Source organism: Streptomyces sp. NPDC013317 (genome assembly GCF_055563155.1).
Window position 1 is genome coordinate 71,473 of sequence record NZ_JBVHDX010000008.1, and the last position, 19,144, is coordinate 90,616.

Annotated in this window: 20 protein-coding genes; 9 read left to right on the forward strand and 11 right to left on the reverse strand. The window is 71.1% G+C overall.

The features are described from left to right. Positions 1 to 74 precede the first annotated feature (74 nt). Positions 75 to 569 carry an inorganic diphosphatase gene (locus ACZ3IJ_RS21325; protein ID WP_019888410.1) on the forward strand — a complete coding sequence of 165 codons (495 nt, stop codon included), beginning with the start codon at positions 75 to 77 and terminating at the stop codon, positions 567 to 569. A gap of 126 nt (positions 570 to 695) precedes the next feature. Continuing rightward, the gene (locus tag ACZ3IJ_RS21330; RefSeq protein WP_467470810.1) at positions 696 to 2,336 is read left to right on the forward strand and encodes a threonine/serine exporter family protein; all 1,641 of its coding nucleotides are present in this window, start codon (positions 696 to 698) and stop codon (positions 2,334 to 2,336) included. A gap of 139 nt (positions 2,337 to 2,475) precedes the next feature. On the opposite strand, the gene ACZ3IJ_RS21335 is transcribed toward ACZ3IJ_RS21330, so the two are convergent. Continuing rightward, positions 2,476 to 3,183, reverse strand: a complete 708-nt coding sequence (locus ACZ3IJ_RS21335; protein ID WP_467470400.1) for a DedA family protein — start codon at positions 3,181 to 3,183, stop codon at positions 2,476 to 2,478. Between the two features lie 158 nt (positions 3,184 to 3,341). Between ACZ3IJ_RS21335 and ACZ3IJ_RS21340 the strand changes: the two genes are divergently transcribed. The 3 genes from ACZ3IJ_RS21340 to ACZ3IJ_RS21350 all read left to right on the forward strand — a co-directional run bounded on the left by ACZ3IJ_RS21340 (position 3,342) and on the right by ACZ3IJ_RS21350 (position 6,500). After that, a complete protein-coding gene (locus tag ACZ3IJ_RS21340) occupies positions 3,342 to 3,710 on the forward strand; it encodes a YbjQ family protein (RefSeq protein ID WP_467470402.1) in 369 nt (122 codons plus the stop codon). A 63-nt stretch (positions 3,711 to 3,773) separates the two neighbouring features. Next, a complete protein-coding gene (locus tag ACZ3IJ_RS21345) occupies positions 3,774 to 5,066 on the forward strand; it encodes an ion channel protein (RefSeq protein ID WP_467470404.1) in 1,293 nt (430 codons plus the stop codon). A gap of 21 nt (positions 5,067 to 5,087) precedes the next feature. Then, the gene (locus ACZ3IJ_RS21350; protein ID WP_467470406.1) at positions 5,088 to 6,500 is read left to right on the forward strand and encodes a glutamate decarboxylase; all 1,413 of its coding nucleotides are present in this window, start codon (positions 5,088 to 5,090) and stop codon (positions 6,498 to 6,500) included. A 13-nt stretch (positions 6,501 to 6,513) separates the two neighbouring features. Here the strand turns inward: ACZ3IJ_RS21350 and ACZ3IJ_RS21355 are convergent, their stop codons facing one another. The 7 genes from ACZ3IJ_RS21355 to ACZ3IJ_RS21385 all read right to left on the reverse strand — a co-directional run bounded on the left by ACZ3IJ_RS21355 (position 6,514) and on the right by ACZ3IJ_RS21385 (position 13,432). Beyond that, positions 6,514 to 7,491 (reverse strand): WD40/YVTN/BNR-like repeat-containing protein, encoded by a 978-nt coding sequence (locus ACZ3IJ_RS21355; RefSeq protein ID WP_467470408.1) that lies wholly within the window; start codon positions 7,489 to 7,491, stop codon positions 6,514 to 6,516. Positions 7,492 to 7,855: 364 nt separating this feature from the next. Next, on the reverse strand, positions 7,856 to 8,620 hold the full coding sequence (locus ACZ3IJ_RS21360) for an ABC transporter permease (protein ID WP_467470410.1): 765 nt from the start codon (positions 8,618 to 8,620) through the stop codon (positions 7,856 to 7,858). Continuing rightward, entirely contained in the window at positions 8,617 to 9,624 is a 1,008-nt protein-coding gene (locus ACZ3IJ_RS21365) for an ATP-binding cassette domain-containing protein (RefSeq protein WP_467470412.1), read from the reverse strand. Before ACZ3IJ_RS21365 ends, ACZ3IJ_RS21360 begins: the two co-directional genes overlap by 4 nt. 77 nt (positions 9,625 to 9,701) lie before the next feature. Continuing rightward, positions 9,702 to 10,343 carry a PadR family transcriptional regulator gene (locus ACZ3IJ_RS21370; protein ID WP_467470414.1) on the reverse strand — a complete coding sequence of 214 codons (642 nt, stop codon included), beginning with the start codon at positions 10,341 to 10,343 and terminating at the stop codon, positions 9,702 to 9,704. Positions 10,344 to 10,383: 40 nt separating this feature from the next. Next, positions 10,384 to 10,926, reverse strand: a complete 543-nt coding sequence (locus ACZ3IJ_RS21375) for a DinB family protein (RefSeq protein WP_467470416.1) — start codon at positions 10,924 to 10,926, stop codon at positions 10,384 to 10,386. A 93-nt stretch (positions 10,927 to 11,019) separates the two neighbouring features. Then, entirely contained in the window at positions 11,020 to 12,477 is a 1,458-nt protein-coding gene (locus tag ACZ3IJ_RS21380; protein ID WP_467470418.1) for an aldehyde dehydrogenase family protein, read from the reverse strand. A gap of 82 nt (positions 12,478 to 12,559) precedes the next feature. Beyond that, complete coding sequence (locus ACZ3IJ_RS21385; RefSeq protein ID WP_352187746.1) at positions 12,560 to 13,432, reverse strand: helix-turn-helix domain-containing protein; 873 nt, start codon at positions 13,430 to 13,432, stop codon at positions 12,560 to 12,562. A 279-nt stretch (positions 13,433 to 13,711) separates the two neighbouring features. Here ACZ3IJ_RS21385 and ACZ3IJ_RS21390 point away from each other — a divergent pair, with 279 nt between their 5' ends. After that, entirely contained in the window at positions 13,712 to 14,239 is a 528-nt protein-coding gene (locus ACZ3IJ_RS21390) for an ATP-binding protein (RefSeq protein WP_467470421.1), read from the forward strand. A 68-nt stretch (positions 14,240 to 14,307) separates the two neighbouring features. On the opposite strand, the gene ACZ3IJ_RS21395 is transcribed toward ACZ3IJ_RS21390, so the two are convergent. After that, positions 14,308 to 14,520, reverse strand: a complete 213-nt coding sequence (locus ACZ3IJ_RS21395) for a DUF397 domain-containing protein (RefSeq protein ID WP_331910010.1) — start codon at positions 14,518 to 14,520, stop codon at positions 14,308 to 14,310. Positions 14,521 to 14,909: 389 nt separating this feature from the next. Here ACZ3IJ_RS21395 and ACZ3IJ_RS21400 point away from each other — a divergent pair, with 389 nt between their 5' ends. Next, complete coding sequence (locus ACZ3IJ_RS21400; RefSeq protein WP_467470423.1) at positions 14,910 to 15,824, forward strand: NAD-dependent epimerase/dehydratase family protein; 915 nt, start codon at positions 14,910 to 14,912, stop codon at positions 15,822 to 15,824. A gap of 37 nt (positions 15,825 to 15,861) precedes the next feature. On the opposite strand, the gene ACZ3IJ_RS21405 is transcribed toward ACZ3IJ_RS21400, so the two are convergent. Next, positions 15,862 to 17,013, reverse strand: coding sequence for a DUF2786 domain-containing protein (locus tag ACZ3IJ_RS21405; RefSeq protein ID WP_467470425.1), 1,152 nt, complete (start codon positions 17,011 to 17,013; stop codon positions 15,862 to 15,864). Then, on the reverse strand, positions 16,992 to 17,381 hold the full coding sequence (locus tag ACZ3IJ_RS21410; protein ID WP_391801515.1) for a winged helix-turn-helix transcriptional regulator: 390 nt from the start codon (positions 17,379 to 17,381) through the stop codon (positions 16,992 to 16,994). The genes ACZ3IJ_RS21405 and ACZ3IJ_RS21410 overlap by 22 nt, the downstream gene beginning before the upstream one ends. Before the next feature lie 79 nt (positions 17,382 to 17,460). Here ACZ3IJ_RS21410 and ACZ3IJ_RS21415 point away from each other — a divergent pair, with 79 nt between their 5' ends. Beyond that, positions 17,461 to 18,276, forward strand: coding sequence for an NAD(P)H-binding protein (locus tag ACZ3IJ_RS21415; protein WP_467470428.1), 816 nt, complete (start codon positions 17,461 to 17,463; stop codon positions 18,274 to 18,276). Positions 18,277 to 18,385: 109 nt separating this feature from the next. Beyond that, positions 18,386 to 19,144 carry an ABC transporter ATP-binding protein gene (locus ACZ3IJ_RS21420; protein WP_467470430.1) on the forward strand — a complete coding sequence of 253 codons (759 nt, stop codon included), beginning with the start codon at positions 18,386 to 18,388 and terminating at the stop codon, positions 19,142 to 19,144.

The following is a 19,144-nucleotide window of genomic DNA, read 5'->3' on the forward strand; positions in this document are numbered from 1 at the left end:
ACAGGCGTGAGGGACACTTAATCACTGCGCGTTGCCGCAGGCATTCACATGTGTTGATTCAGGAGGAGCCACCCGTGGAGTTCGACGTCACCATCGAGATCCCGAAGGGGTCGCGGAACAAGTACGAGGTCGACCACGAGACGGGTCGTATCCGCCTGGACCGTCGCCTCTTCACCTCGACCAGCTACCCGGCCGACTACGGCTTCGTCGAGAACACCCTCGGCGAGGACGGCGACCCGCTGGACGCGCTGGTCATCCTGGACGAGCCGACCTTCCCGGGTTGCCTGATCAAGTGCCGCGCCATCGGCATGTTCCGCATGACGGACGAGGCCGGCGGCGACGACAAGCTGCTCTGCGTCCCCGCGTCGGACCCGCGCGTCGAGCACCTGCGCGACATCCACCACGTGTCGGAGTTCGACCGCCTGGAGATCCAGCACTTCTTCGAGGTCTACAAGGACCTGGAGCCGGGCAAGTCGGTCGAGGGCGCCAACTGGGTGGGCCGCGCCGAGGCCGAGGCCGAGATCGAGGCCTCCTACAAGCGCCTGGAGGCGCAGGGCGGCGCCCACTGAGTGGGTCCCTGCTGAAGCTGTGACGGGCGGTGCACCTCGTGCGGGTGCGCCGCCCGTCTCGCGTGCTGTCGTATGCCCGTGCCCATACTGGGCAGACAAGCGCGCATGGGAGTGAGGGCGAAGAGAGTGGTCGCGGAGGCGGACGGCCCGGAGGACCGGAAGCCGCAGTCGGACGAGGCGCGCAGCGCCTTCATCCCGCCGGCGGGGGTCGAACAGCCGGTGGTGCCGGAGGAGGAGCATCCGACCTCCGAGTTCGCCATTCCCGAGGGGCTGGCTCCGGAGCCGCCGGCCGAGCCCGAGGGCTCGGCGTTCGCGACGCCGTCGACGTACTCCGCGAAGAACGCGCCGCCGGCCTTCACACCCGCCCACGGGATGCCGCTCGTGCGGCTGCCGGCGGACGCGCCGTGGCAGGACCGGATGCGGACGATGCTGCGGCTGCCGGTCGGGGAGCGGCCGGTGCCGGAGACGGCGCGCAAGGAGGACGAGGCGGGGCCCGCGGTGGGCCGTGTGCTCGACCTGACCCTGCGTATCGGCGAGCTGCTGCTGGCGGGCGGGGAGGGCGCGGAGGACGTCGAGGCCGCGATGTTCGCGATCTGCCGTGCCTACGGTCTGGACCGGTGCGAGCCGACGGTGACGTTCACGCTGCTGTCGATCACGCACCAGCCGTCGCTGGTGGACGACCCGGTCACGGCGAACCGGACGGTACGGCGGCGGGGCACGGACTACACCCGGCTGGAGGCGGTCTACCAGCTGCTCGCCGACATCAACGCGGACGAGGTCTCGCCGGAGGACGCGTACCGGCGACTGGCGGAGATCCGGCGCAACCGGCACCCGTACCCCGGATGGGTGCTGTCGGCGGCGGCGGGTGTGCTGGCGGGGGCGGCGTCGGTGCTGCTCGGCGGCGGGTTCACGGTCTTCATGGTGGCGGCGCTGGGCGCGGTGCTCGGCGACCGGCTGGCATGGCTGTGCGCGGGTCGCGGGCTGCCGGAGTTCTACCAGTTCCTGGTCGCGGCGATGCCTCCGGCGGCGATGGGGGTGCTGCTGACGCTGCTGCACGCCGATCTGCGGCCCTCGGCGGTCATCACGGGTGGTCTGTTCGCCCTGATCCCCGGACGTGCCCTCGTGGCGGCCGTGCAGGACGGTCTGACCGGTTTCTACATCACGGCCTCGGCCCGGCTCCTGGAGGTCGGGTACTTCTTCGTGGCGATCGTGGTGGGGGTGCTGTCGGTGCTGTACCTGGCGGTGCAGTTCGACGCGCAGCTGAACCCGGACGGGGTCCTCAATCCGGTCGAGCGGCCGGTGGTGCAGATCCTGGCGTCGATGGTGCTGTGCGCGACGTTCGCGATCCTGCTGCAGCAGTCGCGGCAGACGGTGCTCTTCGCGACGCTGAACGGCGGGGTGGCGTGGGTGATCTACGCGTCGATCGCGGTGACGGCCGGTGGGTCGGCGGTGATGGCGACGGCCGTGGCGGCAGGTCTGGTGGGTCTGTTCGGGCAGCTGGCTGCCCGGTACAACCACACGTCGTCGCTGCCGTACGTGACGGCGGCGATCGGGCCGCTGCTGCCGGGTTCCGCGACGTACTTCGGGGTGCTCGGAATCGCCCAGAACAACCTGGACCAGGGCTTCGCCTCCCTCGCGAAGGCGGCGGCCCTGGCCCTGGCGATCGCGATCGGGGTGAACCTGGGAGGCGAGCTGGCCCGCCTCTTCATGCAGGCTCCGCGCGCGGCGGCGGCCCGCCGGGCGGCGAAGCGTACGAGGGGCTTCTGACCCCGGCCGCCACCGGCGCGGGACTTCGTGCGCCGGCTCCCGGCCGGCCACGGCATGGGGCGGGAGCGCGCGACGCCCGCCCCGTGCCGTGGTCGGCGGGGGCGGGCGTCGTCGGGCGTCGGGCGTCGGGCGTCGGACGTCAGCGGCGGGCGTGGCGTCCGCGGCCGCCCGCGTTGGGGTTGCCGGGGCCGTCGTGGCCGCTCTCGTCCTCCTGGGCCTTGGCCTTCTTGGACTGGGAGCGGGCGCGGAGGTACTCGATCACGATCGGGACCACGGAGATCGCGACGATCAGGATGAGGATCATCTCGATGTGCTCGTGCACGAAGTCGATCTTGCCGAGGGAGGCGCCGAGCAGGGTGACGCCCGCGCCCCAGAGCACACCGCCGATGACGTTGAACGTGATGAACGAGCGGTAGTTCATCCGGCTCACACCGGCGATGATCGGCGTGAACGTGCGCACGATCGGTACGAAGCGGGCCAGGATCAGCGACTTCGGGCCGTGCTTCTCGAAGAACTCGTGCGCCTTCTCGACGTTCTCCTGCTTGAAGAGCTTGGAGTCGGGGCGCCTGAAGAGGGCCGGGCCGACCTTGCGGCCGAAGAGGTAGCCGACCTGGTCGCCGATGATGGCGGCGGCCACGATGAGCGTGCAGACGAGCCACAGGGGCGTGTCGAGCTTGCCGGTGGTGACCAGCAGGCCGGTGGTGAAGAGCAGCGAGTCGCCGGGCAGGAAGAACCCGATGAGCAGTCCGGACTCGGCGAAGACGATGACGAGGACGCCGATCAGACCGAAGGTCTGAATGAGATAGTCCGGGTCCAGCCAGCTCGGTCCGAGGGCAAGCGTATTCACGGGTTCCGGGCTCCTGCGGTCGGTGGGGGCGGGGGACGGCTGCCCCAAAGTATCAACGCATTCCTACGGCTCCGGGTTCCAAGGGCATCCCACCGGACCCCTTCGGGGTGCGGCGGTGCGCGGACGGGCCGACGCTGGTGGCCAGGAGGTGGATACGTATGGGCATGGAGGAGTACGGAGGCGGTCAGGGGCCGCAGCCGGACGTGCTGGTCGTCACCACGAACGACGTTCCCGGCCACGAGGTCCGGCAGGTGATCGGCGAGGTCTTCGGGCTGACCGTGCGCTCCCGGCATCTGGGCAGTCAGATCGGCGCCGGCCTGAAGTCGATGGTCGGCGGGGAGCTGAAGGGTCTGACGAAGACTCTGGTGGAGACCCGCAACCAGGCGATGGAGCGGCTGGTGGAGCAGGCGAAGGCACGCGGCGCCAACGCCGTGCTGATGTTCCGCTTCGACGTGACCGAGGCGGCGGACGTGGGGACGGAGGTCTGCGCCTACGGCACGGCGGCGGTGATCGCCCCTCGCACCTGACTGGGCGGCGACACCCCCAACTCTCGGGATGTTATGCGGCTTTTGTAGCCCTATGGTGGGGCGGTGGCCATCGATAAACCGTCGTCCGAGCCCCCGCCCCCGACCCCCCGGTCGCCCGCGCGAACCCTGTTGCCGCAGATCGTGCCCGCCCTCCTGATCGGAGTCGCTGCAGCTCTGCTCTTCCTGGCGATCGAGTGGCTCTCCGAGGAGTTCCAGCATGTGCTCTGGGACGACCTTCCCAGCGCGCTGGGAATCGGCGACTACTCGGCACTCTGGACGATCGTCATGCTCACCGCCACCGGTGTCGCGGTCGGTCTCGTCATCTGGAAGGTGCCGGGACACACCGGCCCCGACCCGGCCGAGACCGGGCTCGGAGGCACGCCGCTGGCGCCCGGGGTCGTCCCCGGGCTGCTCCTCGCCGGAACGCTCACCCTGGCCGGCGGCGTCAGCCTCGGCCCGGAGAACCCGATCATCGCGGCCAACATCGCGCTCACCTACTGGGCGGGCCGCAAACTGCTGCCCACCGTGCCGGGCGCCTTCTGGGTCGCGCTCGCCTCCTCCGCCACCATCGGCGCGCTCTTCGGCACACCGGTCGCCGCGGCACTGGTCATCTCCGAGGCCCTGACCCGCCAGCCCGACGGCAAGGGCTCCTTGTGGGACCGGCTCTTCGCCCCGCTGATCGCCGCCGGCGCGGGGGCGATGACCACGTCGCTCCTGGAACACCCGAGCTTCGATCTGGGCCTCCCGGAGATCGACGACCCGGGGTGGAGCGATCTGCTGGCCGCCATGGTCGTCGCCACCGCGGCGGCCCTCTTCGGTCTCCTCTGCTGCTACGGCCTTCCCTACGCGCACCGCGCCTTCCACCGGCTGCGCCATCCGATGATCATGCTGCCGGTCGGTGGCCTGATCCTGGGTCTGCTGGGCGTGCTGGGCGGGCGACTGACGCTGTTCAAGGGCCTGGACCAGATGAAGGAGCTGGCCGACAACCTCGGCGGCTGGTCGTCCGGCGAACTGGCCAAGATGGCCGTCGTCAAGCTCGCCGCCCTGCTGGTCGCCGCCGCGTCCGGATTCGTGGGCGGCCGGATCTTCCCCGCCGTGTTCATCGGGACCGCCTTCGGCATGCTGGCCCAGGCCCTCGTCCCCGAGATCCACCCGGCCGTCGCCGTCTCGTGCGGCGTGCTCGGTGTGCTGATGGCGACCACCCGACAGGGCTGGGTGAGCCTCTTCGTCGCCGCTGCCGTCGCCTCCTCGACCTCGCTCCTCGCCCTGCTCTGTCTCGCGACCCTGCCCGCCTGGCTGGTCGTCACCGGCCGCCCCCAGCTCGAACTGGACGAGTCGGGCGCCCCCTTGCACTGACCATTCCTGGAAGGACTCCCCATGCCACTGCACAAGGGTCCCGCCGAGACCGAGACCGACCGGCACCTCGCCCTCAACCCCTTCTACGGCGAAGCCGACCCGGTCGGTGGCATGACCGAGGCCCCGCCGATCCACCGGCTCCCCGACGGTCCGGTGCCGCCCATGAGCGCCTATCAGCTGGTCCACGACGAGCTGATGCTCGACGGCAACTCCCGCCTCAACCTCGCCACCTTCGTCACGACCTGGATGGAACCCCAGGCAGGCGTCCTCATGGCCGAGTGCCGCGACAAGAACATGATCGACAAGGACGAGTACCCGCGCACCGCCGAACTGGAGCGGCGCTGCGTGGCCATGCTCGCCGACCTATGGAACGCCCCGGACCCCTCGGCCGCCGTCGGCTGCTCCACCACCGGCTCCAGCGAGGCCTGCATGCTCGCCGGCATGGCCCTCAAGCGCCGCTGGGCCAAGCGGAACGCCGACCGCTATCCGGGCAGCGCCCGGCCCAATCTCGTGATGGGCATCAACGTCCAGGTCTGCTGGGAGAAGTTCTGCAACTTCTGGGAGGTCGAGGCGCGGCTCGTGCCCATGGAGGGCGACCGCTTCCACATGGACGCCGAGTCGGCCGCCGCGCTCTGCGACGAGAACACCATCGGTGTCATCGCCGTACTCGGCTCGACCTTCGACGGCTCCTACGAACCGGTCGCGGAGATCTGCGCCGCCCTCGACGCCCTCCAGGAACGGACCGGCCTCGACATCCCCGTCCACGTCGACGGCGCGTCCGGCGCGATGATCGCCCCCTTCGTCGACGACGACCTGGTCTGGGACTTCCGGCTGCCGCGTGTCTCCTCGATCAACACCTCCGGTCACAAGTACGGCCTGGTCTATCCAGGCGTCGGCTGGGCCCTGTGGCGTTCCCCGGCCGAGCTGCCCGAGGAACTCGTCTTCCGGGTCAACTACCTCGGCGGCGACATGCCGACCTTCGCCCTCAACTTCTCCCGGCCGGGCGCGCAGGTCGTCGCGCAGTACTACACGTTCCTGCGGCTCGGCCGCGAGGGCTACCGGGCGGTGCAGCAGACCACCCGGGACGTGGCCCGCGGACTCGCCGAACGGATCGAGGCGATGGGCGACTTCCGCCTTCTCACCTACGGCGATCAGCTGCCCGTCTTCGCCTTCACCACCGCCCCCGACATCAGCCGCTTCGACGTCTTCGACGTCTCGCGCCGACTGCGGGAGCGCGGCTGGCTCGTCCCTGCGTACACCTTTCCGGCGAACCGGGAGGACCTGTCCGTGCTGCGCGTGGTCTGCCGCAACGGCTTCTCGGCCGACCTCGCGGATCTGTTCATCGGGGACCTGAACCGCGCAATGCCCGAACTGCGGCGGCAGACCGGCCCGTCGACCGACAACAAGGCTGCCGCCACCTCCTTCCACCACTGAGCAGGAGAGAAGCTCAGAACGACTCGCCCTCGCACCCCAGGGCGAACTCCGCCCAGCGCCCGCCGTCGACCGATATGTCGTAGAGACAGCCGGCGCTGGAGCGGAGCAGCCCTGCGGGCGTACGACGGGTGTACGCCGTGCTCTCACCGGAGGGGCGGAAGCTGCGGCCCCCGTCGACGCTCACGTACTCCCGGTCCTCGGCGCCGATCAGCACCCGGCCACCGGGACCCGGCACGGGGATCCCCAGGAGCGTGCGGGGCTCGGCCATCGGCCCGGTCGTCCACATCCGCTGCCAGGTGCGACCGCCGTCCCGGGAGCGGTGCAGCGCCCGCATGGGGTTCTTGACCGGGTCGCCGCCCTTCAACTCCCCCATCTCCGCCGCGTAGACCACGTCAGGACCGACCGCGACCGCCGTGAACCAGCCGGGCTCGGCGGTCGGGCTCGGCAGCCTGCTCACCGACCAGCTGCGTCCCTGGTCCCGGGAGACGGCGACCGCCGCCCGGCGCGAGAGGGGGTCGGTGCCGGAGACCCACCAGGAGCCGTCGGGCTCCGCCACCTCGGCCGGCCTCGGACGCGCCCCCAGCAACGGCTCCTGGGCCAGGGCCCGTCGGCGCCCGTCCTCGGGGGAGATCACGACCAGCCGCTCCCGGGCGCAGTCGTCCACGGAGCCGTCGGCGGGCTGCGCGCAGTCCGTGGTGAGGACGGCCCCGGCCGGTATCACCGGGGCCGTACCGCTGGAGCGTCCGTCGACTTCGTGCCAGGTCAGCCCACCGTCACGGGTGAACCAGCTCCGCCGCGCCTCCGGCTCCGCGCCGCCCTCCTCGACGAGGGCCCGCCCCGGCCCCAGGACCCGCAGCTGCGAGGAGACACCGTCCGTGCCCCGCGTCTCGGGCAGCGGGGACCGCCTCAGCGCCCAGCTCCTCGCGCCCCGGTCGAGGACGGCCACATGCTGCCGGCAGAAGCCGTTCTCCGGGACCCGCTCGTCGCCCACGCAGTCCGCCAGCAGGGCGAACCCGCTGCCGTCGGAGGCGAATCCCAGGGAGTGCGACCACCCGGGCAGCTCCCGCCCGGACGGAATCCGCGGCGGCGGCGAGCCCGGTGCACCCGCCCCGCCCGAAGCACGGCCGGCGTCCGAAGCACGGCCGGCGTCCGAAGCACGGCCGGCGTCCGAAGAACCCCAAACCCCCGGGTCCCTCGCGCGCCCCTCCCCCGTGCAAGCCGTCAGCACCAGCGCCACGACGGCGCCGGCCATCCCGCACATCTTGACCCTGCGCATCCCCCGTCCCCCTGTCCCTCGCCCGGTCCGCGGTGAACCGTCTGCCTTAGGTACACCGCTCGACCGGTTCGGGTTCCCACTACGCGCTGAGCCTCCTGAACCTCCGTACCGCCAGCGGGAGGAAGACGGCGAGGAGCAGCAGCGGCCACACCACCGCCGCCGTCACATGCCCCGGCTCGCCGCCCGGGTTGCCGAACAGATCCCGTACCGCCGTCGCCGTCGCCGACATCGGGTTCCACTCCACGACCGTGCCCAGCCACCCCGGCATGGAGTCGGGCGAGGCGAAGGCGTTGGAGAGGAAGCCGACCGGCCAGACCAGGATCTGCACGGCCATCACCAGCTCGGGCCGCCCCGCGACCATCGCCAGGTAGATCCCGATCCACAGCATCGCGAAGCGCAGCAGGAGCAGCAGACCCATCGCGCCCAGAAAGGCTCCGGCGCCGCCGTGCGCGCGCCAGCCGATCGCGTGGCCGACACCGGCCATCACCAGCAGCCCCGCGGCGGACTGGAGCATGTCGGCGGCCGAACGCCCCACCAGCACCGCCCCGTCGGCCATCGGCATCGAGCGGAAGCGGTCGATCACACCCTTGTTGAGGTCCTGGGTGACGGCCGTCATCGTCGCCTCGAGGCCGAAGACCATCGTCAGCGTGAGCATGCCGGGCACGAGGTAGTCGACGTACGCACCCTCGATCTCCCGGCCACCGCCGACGAGATAGCCGAACATCAGCATCATCATGACCGGGAAGGCGAGGCCGACCACCACGACGACCGGCTGCCGCGCCCAGTGGGCCAGCTCCCGCCGGGTCATGGTCCAGCAGTCGCTCATCACGTACGCCGCGCTCATGCCGCCACCTCCGCGTCCTGGCCCTTCGCCATCTCGCCCTTCGCCCGCCCGTCCTCTGCTGCCCGCCCGTCCTTCGCATCGCCCGTCAGCCGGAGGAAGACCTCGTCGAGGGTCGGCCGCCGCAGTGCGATGTCCTCCGCCTCGATCCCGGCCTCCTCCAGGGCACGTACGGTCTCCGCCAGTGCCGCCATCCGGTCGGTGACGGGCACGCTGATCCGCCGCCGGTCGATGTCCACCGTCGCCTCGGACCGACCGGCGGGCAGCAGGCGCACCGCCTCGTCGAGCCGCCGGGCGTCCCGCAGGACGACGTCGACGCGGTCCCCGCCGACCTTCGCCTTCAGCTCGTCGGCCGTTCCGTCGGCCACGACCCGGCCGTGGTCGACGACCGAGATCCGGTCGGCGAGCTGGTCGGCCTCCTCCAGGTACTGCGTGGTGAGCAGGACGGTCGTCCCGCCGCCCACCAGCGAGCGCACCGACTCCCACACCTCGCCGCGGCCGCGCGGGTCGAGCCCCGTCGTCGGCTCGTCCAGGAAGAGCACCTCCGGCTCGGTGATCAGCGAGGCCGCGAGGTCGAGGCGCCGGCGCATGCCGCCGCTGTACTGCTTGACCGGCTTGCGTCCGGTGTCCGCGAGGCCGAACCGCTCCAGGAGTTCGTCGGCCCGCGCGCCCGCCCGCCGGGCCCCGAGGTGGTACAGCCGCCCGAACATCTCCAGGTTCTGCCGGCCGCCCAGCTCCTCGTCGACGGCCGCGTGCTGCCCGAGGAGGCCGATCCTGCGCCGCACCTCGTGCGCCTGGGCCCGGACGTCGAAGCCCGCCACCCGCACCAGCCCCTCGTCGTGCCGCAGCAGCGTGGCCAGGATCCGTACCGTCGTGGTCTTGCCCGCGCCGTTGGGGCCGAGCAGCCCGTGCACCGTGCCGCGCCCCACCCTCAGATCCAGGCCGTCGAGCGCCCGCTTGTCGCCGTACCGTTTCCGCGCGCCTTCGACGACGATCGCGTCAGTCATTCCAGCCCTCCAAGCCAGTAGTCAAACTTGACCACTCGATCGAAGGTATGCCACCCAAACCGATTGGTCAAACTTGATTAATCGAATTCCGGGTCAGGTCCGCCCGTCGAGTACGGGTTCTCCTCACCGTCCGCGAGCACCCCGAGGAAGGGCTCCCCGCCCTCCCCCTCGAAGGAGTACGCACCCGCCTCGATCCGCTCGATAAGCCCGAGCGTCCACTCCTTTCCCGCGTCGGCCGAGTGGACCCAGAGGTGCATGATCTCGCCGATGTGCCCGAGCTGCCCCGGGCCGCCCTCCGGCGTGTAGTACTCGGTGACGGCCGCGCGCCACTCGTCGAGCGCCCGCACCCGCTGCCGCAGCAGCTCCACGACCTCCGCGCGAGGGAGGTCGACGATGAACCCGATCCCCGCGGACAGCACGTCCATCTTCTGGTCGTACGTGGTCAGCGCCTCGCGCAGCAGCGCGAAGTACTCCGCCTCACCCTTCTCCGTCACCTCGTACTCGGTGCGCGGTGGTCCGCCCGCCGTGCTCGGCGCGATCTCGTAGGCGTGCAGCAGGTCTTGCTTGGCCATCTGCTTGAGCGCGTGGTAGATCGAGCCGGGCTTGGCGTTGGACCACTCGTGCGCGCCCCAGAACTCCAGGTCGTTGCGGATCTGGTAGCCGTGGGCGCGCCCGTGCCGGCGCACCGCGCCGAGGACAAGTAGCCGGATCGCTGACACCCTCGTACCTCCTAGTCAATTTTGACTAGGGTACGCGCCCTTACTCGCGCCCCTCTTCCTCCGCGATCAGCGAGAAGGAGTCCCGGCCGTCCAGCGACTCCCTGATGATGTCCGCGTGCCCGGCGTGGCGCCCCATCTCCTGGACCAGGTGGAGCAGCATCCAGCGGACCGAGACCCGGCCGTCCTTCGGGAACCAGGGCGCGGGCGGCAGCGGGAAGGTCTCGTCCAGGCTGGGCACCGACCGTACGAACTCCTCGGTCTCCTTGGCCACGTTCTCCCAGAAGGCGAGCGTCGCCGGGACGCTCTCGCCCTCCACGAGCCGGAAGCCGTCGCCCCAGGTCTCCTGGGTGCGCTGCCGCTCGTTGCGCGTCTGCTGGGCCAGCCGCAGCCAGTTGAGCTCGACCTCCGCGACGTGCTTGATCAGCCCGGAGAGGCTGAGCGCGCTGGCGCTGGGGCGGCTCGCCGCCTGCTCCTCGGTGAGGCCGAGGGCGGCGCGGCGGAGCGCGGCCCGCTGCGCCTCGATGAAGTTGAGGAACGCTCCGCGCTCGTCACCCTGGGCCTCCGCGGGAACAAGAGCAACCATGATGTCCGCCTTCCAGACGACTCGGTGGGTGCCGGGGAGCTCTTCTCTCCCCGACACCCACCACGCTACGAACCCTTGCGGACAGCTACGGTCCTAGAACGGGAACCGGCTCCGCCCGTGCTGGATCGAGATCCACTTCTGGGTGGTGAAGGCCTCGATCATCGCGTCGCCGTTCAGCCGGCCCACGCCCGAGTGCTTCTCGCCGCCGAACGGCACGATCGGCTCGTCGGCCACGGTGCCGTCGTTGATGTGGATCATGCCGGTGTGGATGCGCCGGGCGACCCGTACACCCCGCTCGATGTCACCCGTGTGCACGGCGCCGCTCAGCCCGTACGGCGTGTCGTTGGCGATCCGTACCGCCTCGTCCTCGCCGTCGAAGGGGATGACGAGGGCGACCGGGCCGAAGATCTCCTGGCTCAGGACGGGCGCGTCCGCCGGAAGGCCGGACAGGATCGACGGGGAGACGAGGTTGCCGTCCGCCGAACCGTGCAGCAGGGCCGTCGCGCCGGACTCCACGGCCTGCTCGACGACGGCCGAGACCGACTCCGCCTGCTGGGAGTTGATGAGCGGGCCGATGTGGGTGGCGGGGTCCGCGGGGTCGCCGACGCGCAGGGTCTTCACCTTCGCGACGAACTTCTCGGTGAACTCCTCCTCCAGCGTGCGGTCCACCAGGATCCGGTTGGCGGCCATGCAGACCTGGCCCTGGTGCACGAAGCGGCTGAAGACGGCCGCGTCCACGGCGTAGTCGACGTCCGCGTCCTCGAGGACGATCAGGGCGCTGTTGCCGCCGAGTTCGAGAACGGCGTGCTTGAAGTTCTGCGCGCAGACGGTGGCGACGTGACGGCCGACCTTGTCGGAGCCGGTGAAGGAGATGACCTTGGGGACCGGGTGGGTCAGCAGCGCGTCGCCGATCTCGGCGATGTCGGTGACGACGACGTTCAGCAGACCGGTCGGCAGACCGGCGTCCTCCAGCACCTTGGCGACGAGCGTGCCGCCGCAGATCGGCGTGTTCTGGTGCGGCTTGAGCACGACCGCGTTGCCGAGCGCCAGCGCGGGCGCGACCGACTTGAGGGAGAGGAGGAAGGGGAAGTTGAAGGGGGAGATGACACCGACGACACCGACGGGGAGCCGGTAGACGCGGTTCTCCTTGCCGTCGACCGGCGAGGGCAGGATCCGGCCCTCGGGCCGCAGCGCGAGCTGGATCGCCTCGCGCAGGAACTCCTTGGCGAGGTGCAGCTCGAAGGCCGCCTTCAGGCGCGTACCGCCCAGCTCGGCGACGATCGTGTCGCCGATCTCCTGCTCGCGCTCCTCGACGATGCGCAGCGCGCGCTCGAAGACGAGCCGGCGGGTGTACGGGTTGGTCTCGGCCCATTCACGCTGCGCGCGCTCGGCGGCGCGGTAGGCGCGGTCGACCTCGTCGGCGGTGGCGACGGTGATCGAGGCGAGCTTCTCCCCGGTGTACGGGTTGAAGTCGATGATGTCCCACGAGCCGCTGCCGGGCTTCCACTCGCCGTCGATGTACTGGTGGGCCAGGTCGGTGAAGTAGGACATGTGGCGAGACCCCTTAACCCGCGGTGGCGGACGTGGCGACTGTGACAGCAGAACCCTGATGTCACGTCATCGTACTTACGTCCTACGTGAGTTGAAGGAGTCCTCGGAGAAGATCCCGGCTTTCGGCCGGATCGGGGCTGTCCTCGGCCAGCCGCTCCATCACGCGCGCGTACTGGGCGACCTCCTCACGCTTGTCGAGGTACAGCGCGCTGGTCAGCTGCTCCAGGTAGACGACGTCGGAGAGGTCGGACTCGGGGAAGCTCAGCATCGTGAACGAGCCGCTCTCGCCGGCGTGCCCTCCATAGCTGAAGGGCATGACCTGGAGCGTCACATGTGGGTGCTCGGAGATCTCGATGAGGTGCCTCAACTGGCCCTGCATCACGGCCCGGTCGCCGTACGGACGTCGTAGCGACGCCTCGTCGAGGACGGCGTGGAAGTGCGGGGCGCGCTCGGAGACGAGGACCTTCTGGCGCTCCAGACGCAGGGCGACACGTCGCTCGATCTCGGCGCGCGGGGCGCCCGGCATGCCCCGGGTGACGACGGCGTGCGCGTACGCCTCGGTCTGCAACAGGCCGTGGACGAACTGGACTTCGTAGACGCGGATGAGGGAGGCGGCGCCCTCCAGGCCGATGTACGTCTGGAACCAGCCCGGCAGGACGTCGCCGAAACTGTGCCACCAGCCGGCCACGTTGGCCTCGCGCGCGAGTCCGAGGAGCGAGCCGCGCTCCGCCTCGTCGCTGACGCCGTAGAGCGTGAGCAGGTCCTCGACGTCCCTGGCCTTGAAACTCACCCTGCCCAACTCCATACGGCTGATCTTGGATTCGGACGCGCGGATCGAGTAGCCGGCCGCCTCGCGGGTGATGCCGCGCGACTCGCGCAGCCTCCTCAGCTGCGAACCCAGCAGGATGCGCCGCACGACACTCCCGCTCGCTCCGCTCGATTCGACTGCGGTCACGGCTCCAGCCTCTCCTTCGCGGTCTCGGGCCCCCGGATTGTGCCACTAAACGCTTCAGCCCGTACACATTCGATTACGGAAAGGCGGCAACTTCAGGGCGACTTCATGATCAAGGGGAAAGTAGTGCCCAGAAGATATGCACAGAATCGGCACGCGGACGGACAGGTCCGGCGCGTGCACGTGCATCTGCCCTTGCATCCAGTGGTCCCATTCGGAACCATGGAGCCCGCGCAACCGCACCACATCCGCGATTCGCCGCGATTCCCGGGAGTGCCTCGCATGGGGACGAATGGATCGACCATGCTCGAGCCGTTACGGCAGGGGCTTCCGCCGATCGATCCCGCCGCCGTCTCCAGCTCGGCCTCCTGCGCCCTGCCACCCGCGTACGAAGCGGTGCGCGGCGCACGGAAGTTCACCCGGACCACGCTCGCGCAGTGGGATCTCACCGAGCGCTTCGACGACGTTGCCCTGGTCGTCTCCGAACTCGTCACCAACGCCCTGAGGCACGCGCTGCCGTCCGAGGCGGCGCACGACGCGAGGGACCGCCGGGATCTTCACGAAGACGGCCGGAACGGGCCCCCCGTGCGTCTGCATCTGATGCGATGGACGAGCCGCCTCGTCTGCGCGGTCCGCGACCCCAGCCACCGGAGCCCGGAGGCGCGCCAGGGCGGCGAGGACTTCGCGGCGGAGTCGGGGCGCGGACTGTTCCTGGTCGACTCGTTCAGCGACACCTGGGGCTGGCACCCGCTCGCCGGGACGCTCCAGGGCAAGGTCGTCTGGGCGCTCTTCCGGCTCGGACCGGAGTGACGCGCGTAGCCGCGCACAGCATGGCGGAAAGGGCCCCGGCGGGACGCCGGGGCCCTTTCCCCGTGTGCTCACACCAGGTGGTCGAACTCCCCGTCCTTGACGCCCAGCAGCAGCGCCTCTATCTCGGCGGGCGTGTAGACGAGCGCGGGGCCGTCCGGGTGGCGCGAGTTGCGTACGGCAACGTTTCCACCGGGCAACTTGGCGAACTCCACGCAGGATCCCTGCGAGTTGCTGTGCCGGCTCTTCTGCCACACGACACCCTGGAGCTCCGTGGCCGCCATGCCGTTGTACGCGTGATGCGCATGATGCACTGGTAGCTCCCCGAGAGACTTGATGCAGGTGTCAACTTCCTCGGATCATAGCTGTGTTCATATGCCAATGCATGAGCAGATGCACGTGCACGCGGGGTGGCGTAGCGACTACGCGACTGAGCGTGCTACCGGCGGGTACGCCATGCCCTCTCGCCTCACCCTACGGCGTGGCTGCGCGGAACCGTCCTCGGCGAGCGCTTCGGCCACGTCGTCCAGTGCGTCGAGGAGCAGCGCCGAGCCGCTGCTCAGCGGGCGGTCGTCGTCAGGACCCAGGCCGCTGCCGCCTCCTGCCAGGCGATCCCGGACCCTGGCCCGGGTCATTTCCGGGGATGTCACGTTTCGCGGCGCATGCTCGTCCCATGAGCATGACTGACACCGGGAACGTACTGCTGGCAGGGGCGAGCGGGGTCTTCGGGCGCCACGTCGCCGAGGAGCTCACCGCGGCCGGACACACCGTGCTCGGCCTCGGACGTGGGGCGGAGAACGAGGTCGTCGCCGACCTCATGGACCGCGACGGGCTGCTCCGAGCGGTGGAGGGGCTGGAGATCGACACCGTCGTGCACGCGGCGACCGCCCTGCGCGAGACGCCGATGAGGCACCGGGACATGGACGCGACCGACGCGCTGCGGATCGCCGGGACCTCCCATCTGGTCGAGGCGGCGCGCGCGGTGGGAGCCCGGCGGATGATCGCCGAGACCATGGTGTTCGGCTACGGGTACGGCGACTTCGGCAACCGCGTGGTCACGGAGAAGGACACCTACGGGCCGACCGGCCTCGACGCGGCGTCCCAGCGCCATGTGGACGCCATGCGGACCAAGGAGGAGCTGATGCTCGGGGCCGAGGGGGTCGAGGGCGTCGCGCTGCGGTTCGGCATCTTCTACGGCCCCGGCGGGACCGAGGCCATCGTGGACCTGCTGCGGAAGCGGAAGCTGCCGGCGGTCGCCGACCGGGGCAGGGTGCTGCCCTGGATCCACCTCCAGGACGCGGCCCGCGCGGTCGTGCTGGCGGTCGGGGGCGGACGGCCGGGCGAGGCGTACAACATCGTGGACGACGGCCCGATGGGCTTCGGCGCCCATGTGCGGGCGGTGGCGAAGGTGTTCGGCACGCCGAAGCCCGCGACGGTGCCGGCCTGGCTGACGCGGCCGATGTCGTACGCCCACCAGGTGTGCACCACCAACCTGACGGTCTCCCATGCCAAGGCCACCAGCGAACTCGGCTGGACCCCCCGCTACCCCGACTGCGCCTCGGGCCTCGCGGCACTGACGGAGTGGTGAGGAGACCAGGACCGCGGGGCGGAGGGCGACGGGGCCGTCAGGAGCGCCCGTCCCGGATCTCCCCGTGACCGCGCCCCAGACCCGCCGCGTTCGCGGCTGTCGTGCCGTGGGTCCAGCCCGCCTCGTCCCACATCGCGCGGACACGGGTCGTCCGCGTCTCCGGGAACATCTCGTCCGCGCGGTTCGTCACCGCGACCTCCCGGGAGGCGAGTGCCGGAAGCAGCGTCGGGGCCTCGGAGGCGACGCGGCGTGACGTGGTCGCGAGCCGGGCGCCCAGCCGGTTCGCGTACGCGAGCAGGAACGACTGCCGGAAGGACTTCGTGCGCTTCCGGCCGCCCGCCCGCTGCTCCGCCTCCGCACGTGTCATCGCCGCCGTCCCCTGGACCAGAAGCGAGGTGTACAGCAGCTCCACCGGATCGAGGTCCGCCTCGAAGCCGACCACCGTCGAGAAGCCGTACGGCTCGTTCCACACCGCCCGGCAGTGGTTCGCCGTCGCCACCGCGTCCAGCAGGATCGCCTTGGCCTGCTCGTACGGCGGCTCCACACCGATCCGGATCGCCCCCGGCACGTCCCCCGACGGCGTACGGGACTCCAGCACGGCCTCGTCCAGGCTGTGGCGCGCCATCAGCTCCTGGGCCTTTGCGGTCAGCGCCTCCGCCTCCTCCGGGTAGCCGGTCGCCTCCGCCTTCGCGAGCAGGGCCCGTACCCGCGTCAGCATCCGCGGCTCCCCCGCCACGGCGGCCGGGAGCGCGTCGCCCGGCACCGGGCCCACCGGTTCCAGGGACGGCAGCCGGACGAGCAGGCGGTACAGCTCCAGGCTCGTCGTCGCCGAGGAGAAACGGTCCGCGCGGGCGGGTGCGGTCTCCAGATCGACCAGCTGCGCGGCCCACCGGTGCGGCAGCCGCTCGTAGCGCCCGGTCTCCGCCGCGATCAGGGCGCCCGCGAGCCGCACGTGCTCCTCCGCGAGCTCCCGCCGCACCAGGCGTACGAGATCCGCGGGCTGCCAGCCCCGCTCCCACGCCCGCCGTACGAACTCCTCGCCACGGCGCGTCAGTTCCCCGTCGGCCGCCCGGTCCGCTGCGAGCAGGGACGCCGCGGAGTCCAGTGCCGTGTCGTCGTCCGTGTACAGGGCCTCGAAGGCCCGCTCGACGGTGGTCTTCGTCGTACTCACGCCTGCTTCGCGTCCCATTCCTCGCGCGCCCGCCCGATCACCGCACGGTGGTCGAGCGACCAGTCGATCAGCTGCTTGATCAGGTGCGTCATGCTGTGCCCCGTCTCCGTCAGCGCGTACTCCACCTGCGGCGGCGTCGTCGGATACACCGTCCGCGTCACCAGGCCGTCCCGTTGCAGGCGGCGGAGCGTGAGCGTCAGCATCCGCTGCGAGATGCCGTCGACCAGGCGCTGGAGCTCCCTGAACCGGCGAGGTCCCGGGGCCAGTTCGACCACGACGTGCACGGTCCACCTGTCTCCGAGCCGGTCCTGGACGTCCCGGACACCGCACTCCTCCGCACAACTCACCACAGGCTCGGTGGTTACCTCGGTGTGCCCCGCTGACATCGATGTGCCTCCTTACGCGATCCCGCCGCCCTCACCAGAATGATCCTCACCGCACACGAAAACGAATTCAGGGGGAATCATGCTGCTCGTCACCGGTGTCTCCGGCGGCCTCGGCTCGCTCGTCGCGGAGCGCCTGGCCGGCCGGGACGGCGTCGTCCTCGGCACGCGCGCCGGGCTGTCCGGCACCCGCCCGGTCGACTTCGACGAGCCCGCCGGCCTGCCGGGCGCCTTCGCCGGGGTCGACACCCTGCTGCTGATCTCGGCGGGGTACGGCGAGGACGACACCGTGATCGCCCGGCACGAGGCCGCCATCTCCGCCGCCGAGGCGGCCGGGGTGGGCCACATCGTGTACACGAGCCTCTCGGGCGACGGCGACCACCTCACGTACTCCCTCGCGCACCGCTGGACCGAGCGGCGGCTCCGGCGGTCGAGCCTGGCGTGGACGGTGCTGCGCAACGGGCTGTACGCCGAGTTCCTCACCTGGATCGCGACCCCGGACGCCGACAACCGCATCACGGGCCCCCTCGGCGAGGGCCGGCTCGCCGCCGTGGCCCGCGAGGACCTCGCCGAGATCGCGGTCACCGTCGCCACCGCCCCGGCCGCGCACGCCGGGCGCACCTACGAGCTGGTCGGCGAACGCCCGCTGGGCGGGGCCGACCTGGCGCGGGCGCTGGGCGCCGAGTACGCCCCCGGTACGCTCGCCGACGCGCGGGCCACCCTCGCCGCCTCGGGAGCCGAGCCCTTCCAGGTCCCGATGCTGACGGGGACGTACTCGGCGATCGCGCACGGCTTCATGGACGGTACGGGTGTCGGGCACAGCAGCCTGCGGGAGCTGCTGGGGCGGGAGCCGCTGGACGCGCTCGACGTGTTCGTGAAGGCCTTACGCAAGGGGTAGGGCCAGTCAGGGCAGGGCAGGCCAGGCCAGGAAGGGTAGGGCCAGGCATACCCCCGAGACGCCCCCCAGCGGTCGTGATCGGCGGCCACGAGAACGGTTCGCTAGAGCCATGACATCGACGACCAGCTCCGACACCGCCGTCCGGCTCACCGCCCTGCACCGCCTCCACCGCGACGTCCGCGCCCTGGACGGCGTCGACCTCGACTTCCGTACCGGCACCTTCACCGCCGTCATGGGCCCCTCGGGCTCCGGCAAGTCCACGCTGCTCCAGTGCGCTGCCGGTCTGGACCGCCCCACGGGTGGGACGGTCCAGGTGGGCGGGGTCGCCCTGGAGGGGCTGAGCGAGCGGCGGCTGACGCTGCTGCGGAGGGACCGGATCGGGTTCGTCTTCCAGTCCTTCAACCTGCTGCCCTCGCTGACGGCCGCTCAGAACGTCTCGCTGCCGCTGCGGCTGGCCGGCCGACGGGTGTCCCGGGGCGAGGTACGCACGGCGCTGGAGCGCGTCGGGCTCGGCGGACGGGAGAGACACCGGCCCGGGGAGCTGTCGGGTGGGCAGCAGCAACGGGTCGCGATCGCCCGGGCGTTGATCACCCGGCCCGCGGTGCTCTTCGCGGACGAGCCGACCGGCGCGCTGGACTCCGGCACGAGCCGTGAGGTGCTGACGATGCTGCGGGAGCTGGTGGACCGCGACGGCCAGACGATCGTCATGGTCACGCACGATCCGGTGGCGGCGGCGCGGGCGGACCGCGTGGTGTTCCTGGTCGACGGTCGGGTGGCGGGCGAGCTCCACGCCCCGACGGCCGAGCGGGTCGCGGCCCGCATGGCCGCCCTGGAGACCGCGCCCGGGAAGGAGCCCGTCGCATGCTGA

Excerpts from the sequence above, each read along its gene's own strand:
- ACZ3IJ_RS21340 (WP_467470402.1), top strand. The coding sequence starts at position 3,342 with ATGGGCATGGAGGAGTACGGAGGCGGTCAGGGGCCGCAGCCGGACGTG.
- ACZ3IJ_RS21350 (WP_467470406.1), top strand. The coding sequence starts at position 5,088 with ATGCCACTGCACAAGGGTCCCGCCGAGACCGAGACCGACCGGCACCTC.
- ACZ3IJ_RS21360 (WP_467470410.1), bottom strand. The coding sequence starts at position 8,620 with ATGAGCGCGGCGTACGTGATGAGCGACTGCTGGACCATGACCCGGCGG.
- ACZ3IJ_RS21365 (WP_467470412.1), bottom strand. The coding sequence starts at position 9,624 with ATGACTGACGCGATCGTCGTCGAAGGCGCGCGGAAACGGTACGGCGAC.
- ACZ3IJ_RS21375 (WP_467470416.1), bottom strand. The coding sequence starts at position 10,926 with ATGGTTGCTCTTGTTCCCGCGGAGGCCCAGGGTGACGAGCGCGGAGCG.
- ACZ3IJ_RS21380 (WP_467470418.1), bottom strand. The coding sequence starts at position 12,477 with ATGTCCTACTTCACCGACCTGGCCCACCAGTACATCGACGGCGAGTGG.
- ACZ3IJ_RS21390 (WP_467470421.1), top strand. The coding sequence starts at position 13,712 with ATGGGGACGAATGGATCGACCATGCTCGAGCCGTTACGGCAGGGGCTT.
- ACZ3IJ_RS21395 (WP_331910010.1), bottom strand. The coding sequence starts at position 14,520 with ATGGCGGCCACGGAGCTCCAGGGTGTCGTGTGGCAGAAGAGCCGGCAC.
- ACZ3IJ_RS21400 (WP_467470423.1), top strand. The coding sequence starts at position 14,910 with ATGAGCATGACTGACACCGGGAACGTACTGCTGGCAGGGGCGAGCGGG.
- ACZ3IJ_RS21405 (WP_467470425.1), bottom strand. The coding sequence starts at position 17,013 with ATGGGACGCGAAGCAGGCGTGAGTACGACGAAGACCACCGTCGAGCGG.
- ACZ3IJ_RS21410 (WP_391801515.1), bottom strand. The coding sequence starts at position 17,381 with ATGTCAGCGGGGCACACCGAGGTAACCACCGAGCCTGTGGTGAGTTGT.
- ACZ3IJ_RS21415 (WP_467470428.1), top strand. The coding sequence starts at position 17,461 with ATGCTGCTCGTCACCGGTGTCTCCGGCGGCCTCGGCTCGCTCGTCGCG.
- ACZ3IJ_RS21420 (WP_467470430.1), top strand. The coding sequence starts at position 18,386 with ATGACATCGACGACCAGCTCCGACACCGCCGTCCGGCTCACCGCCCTG.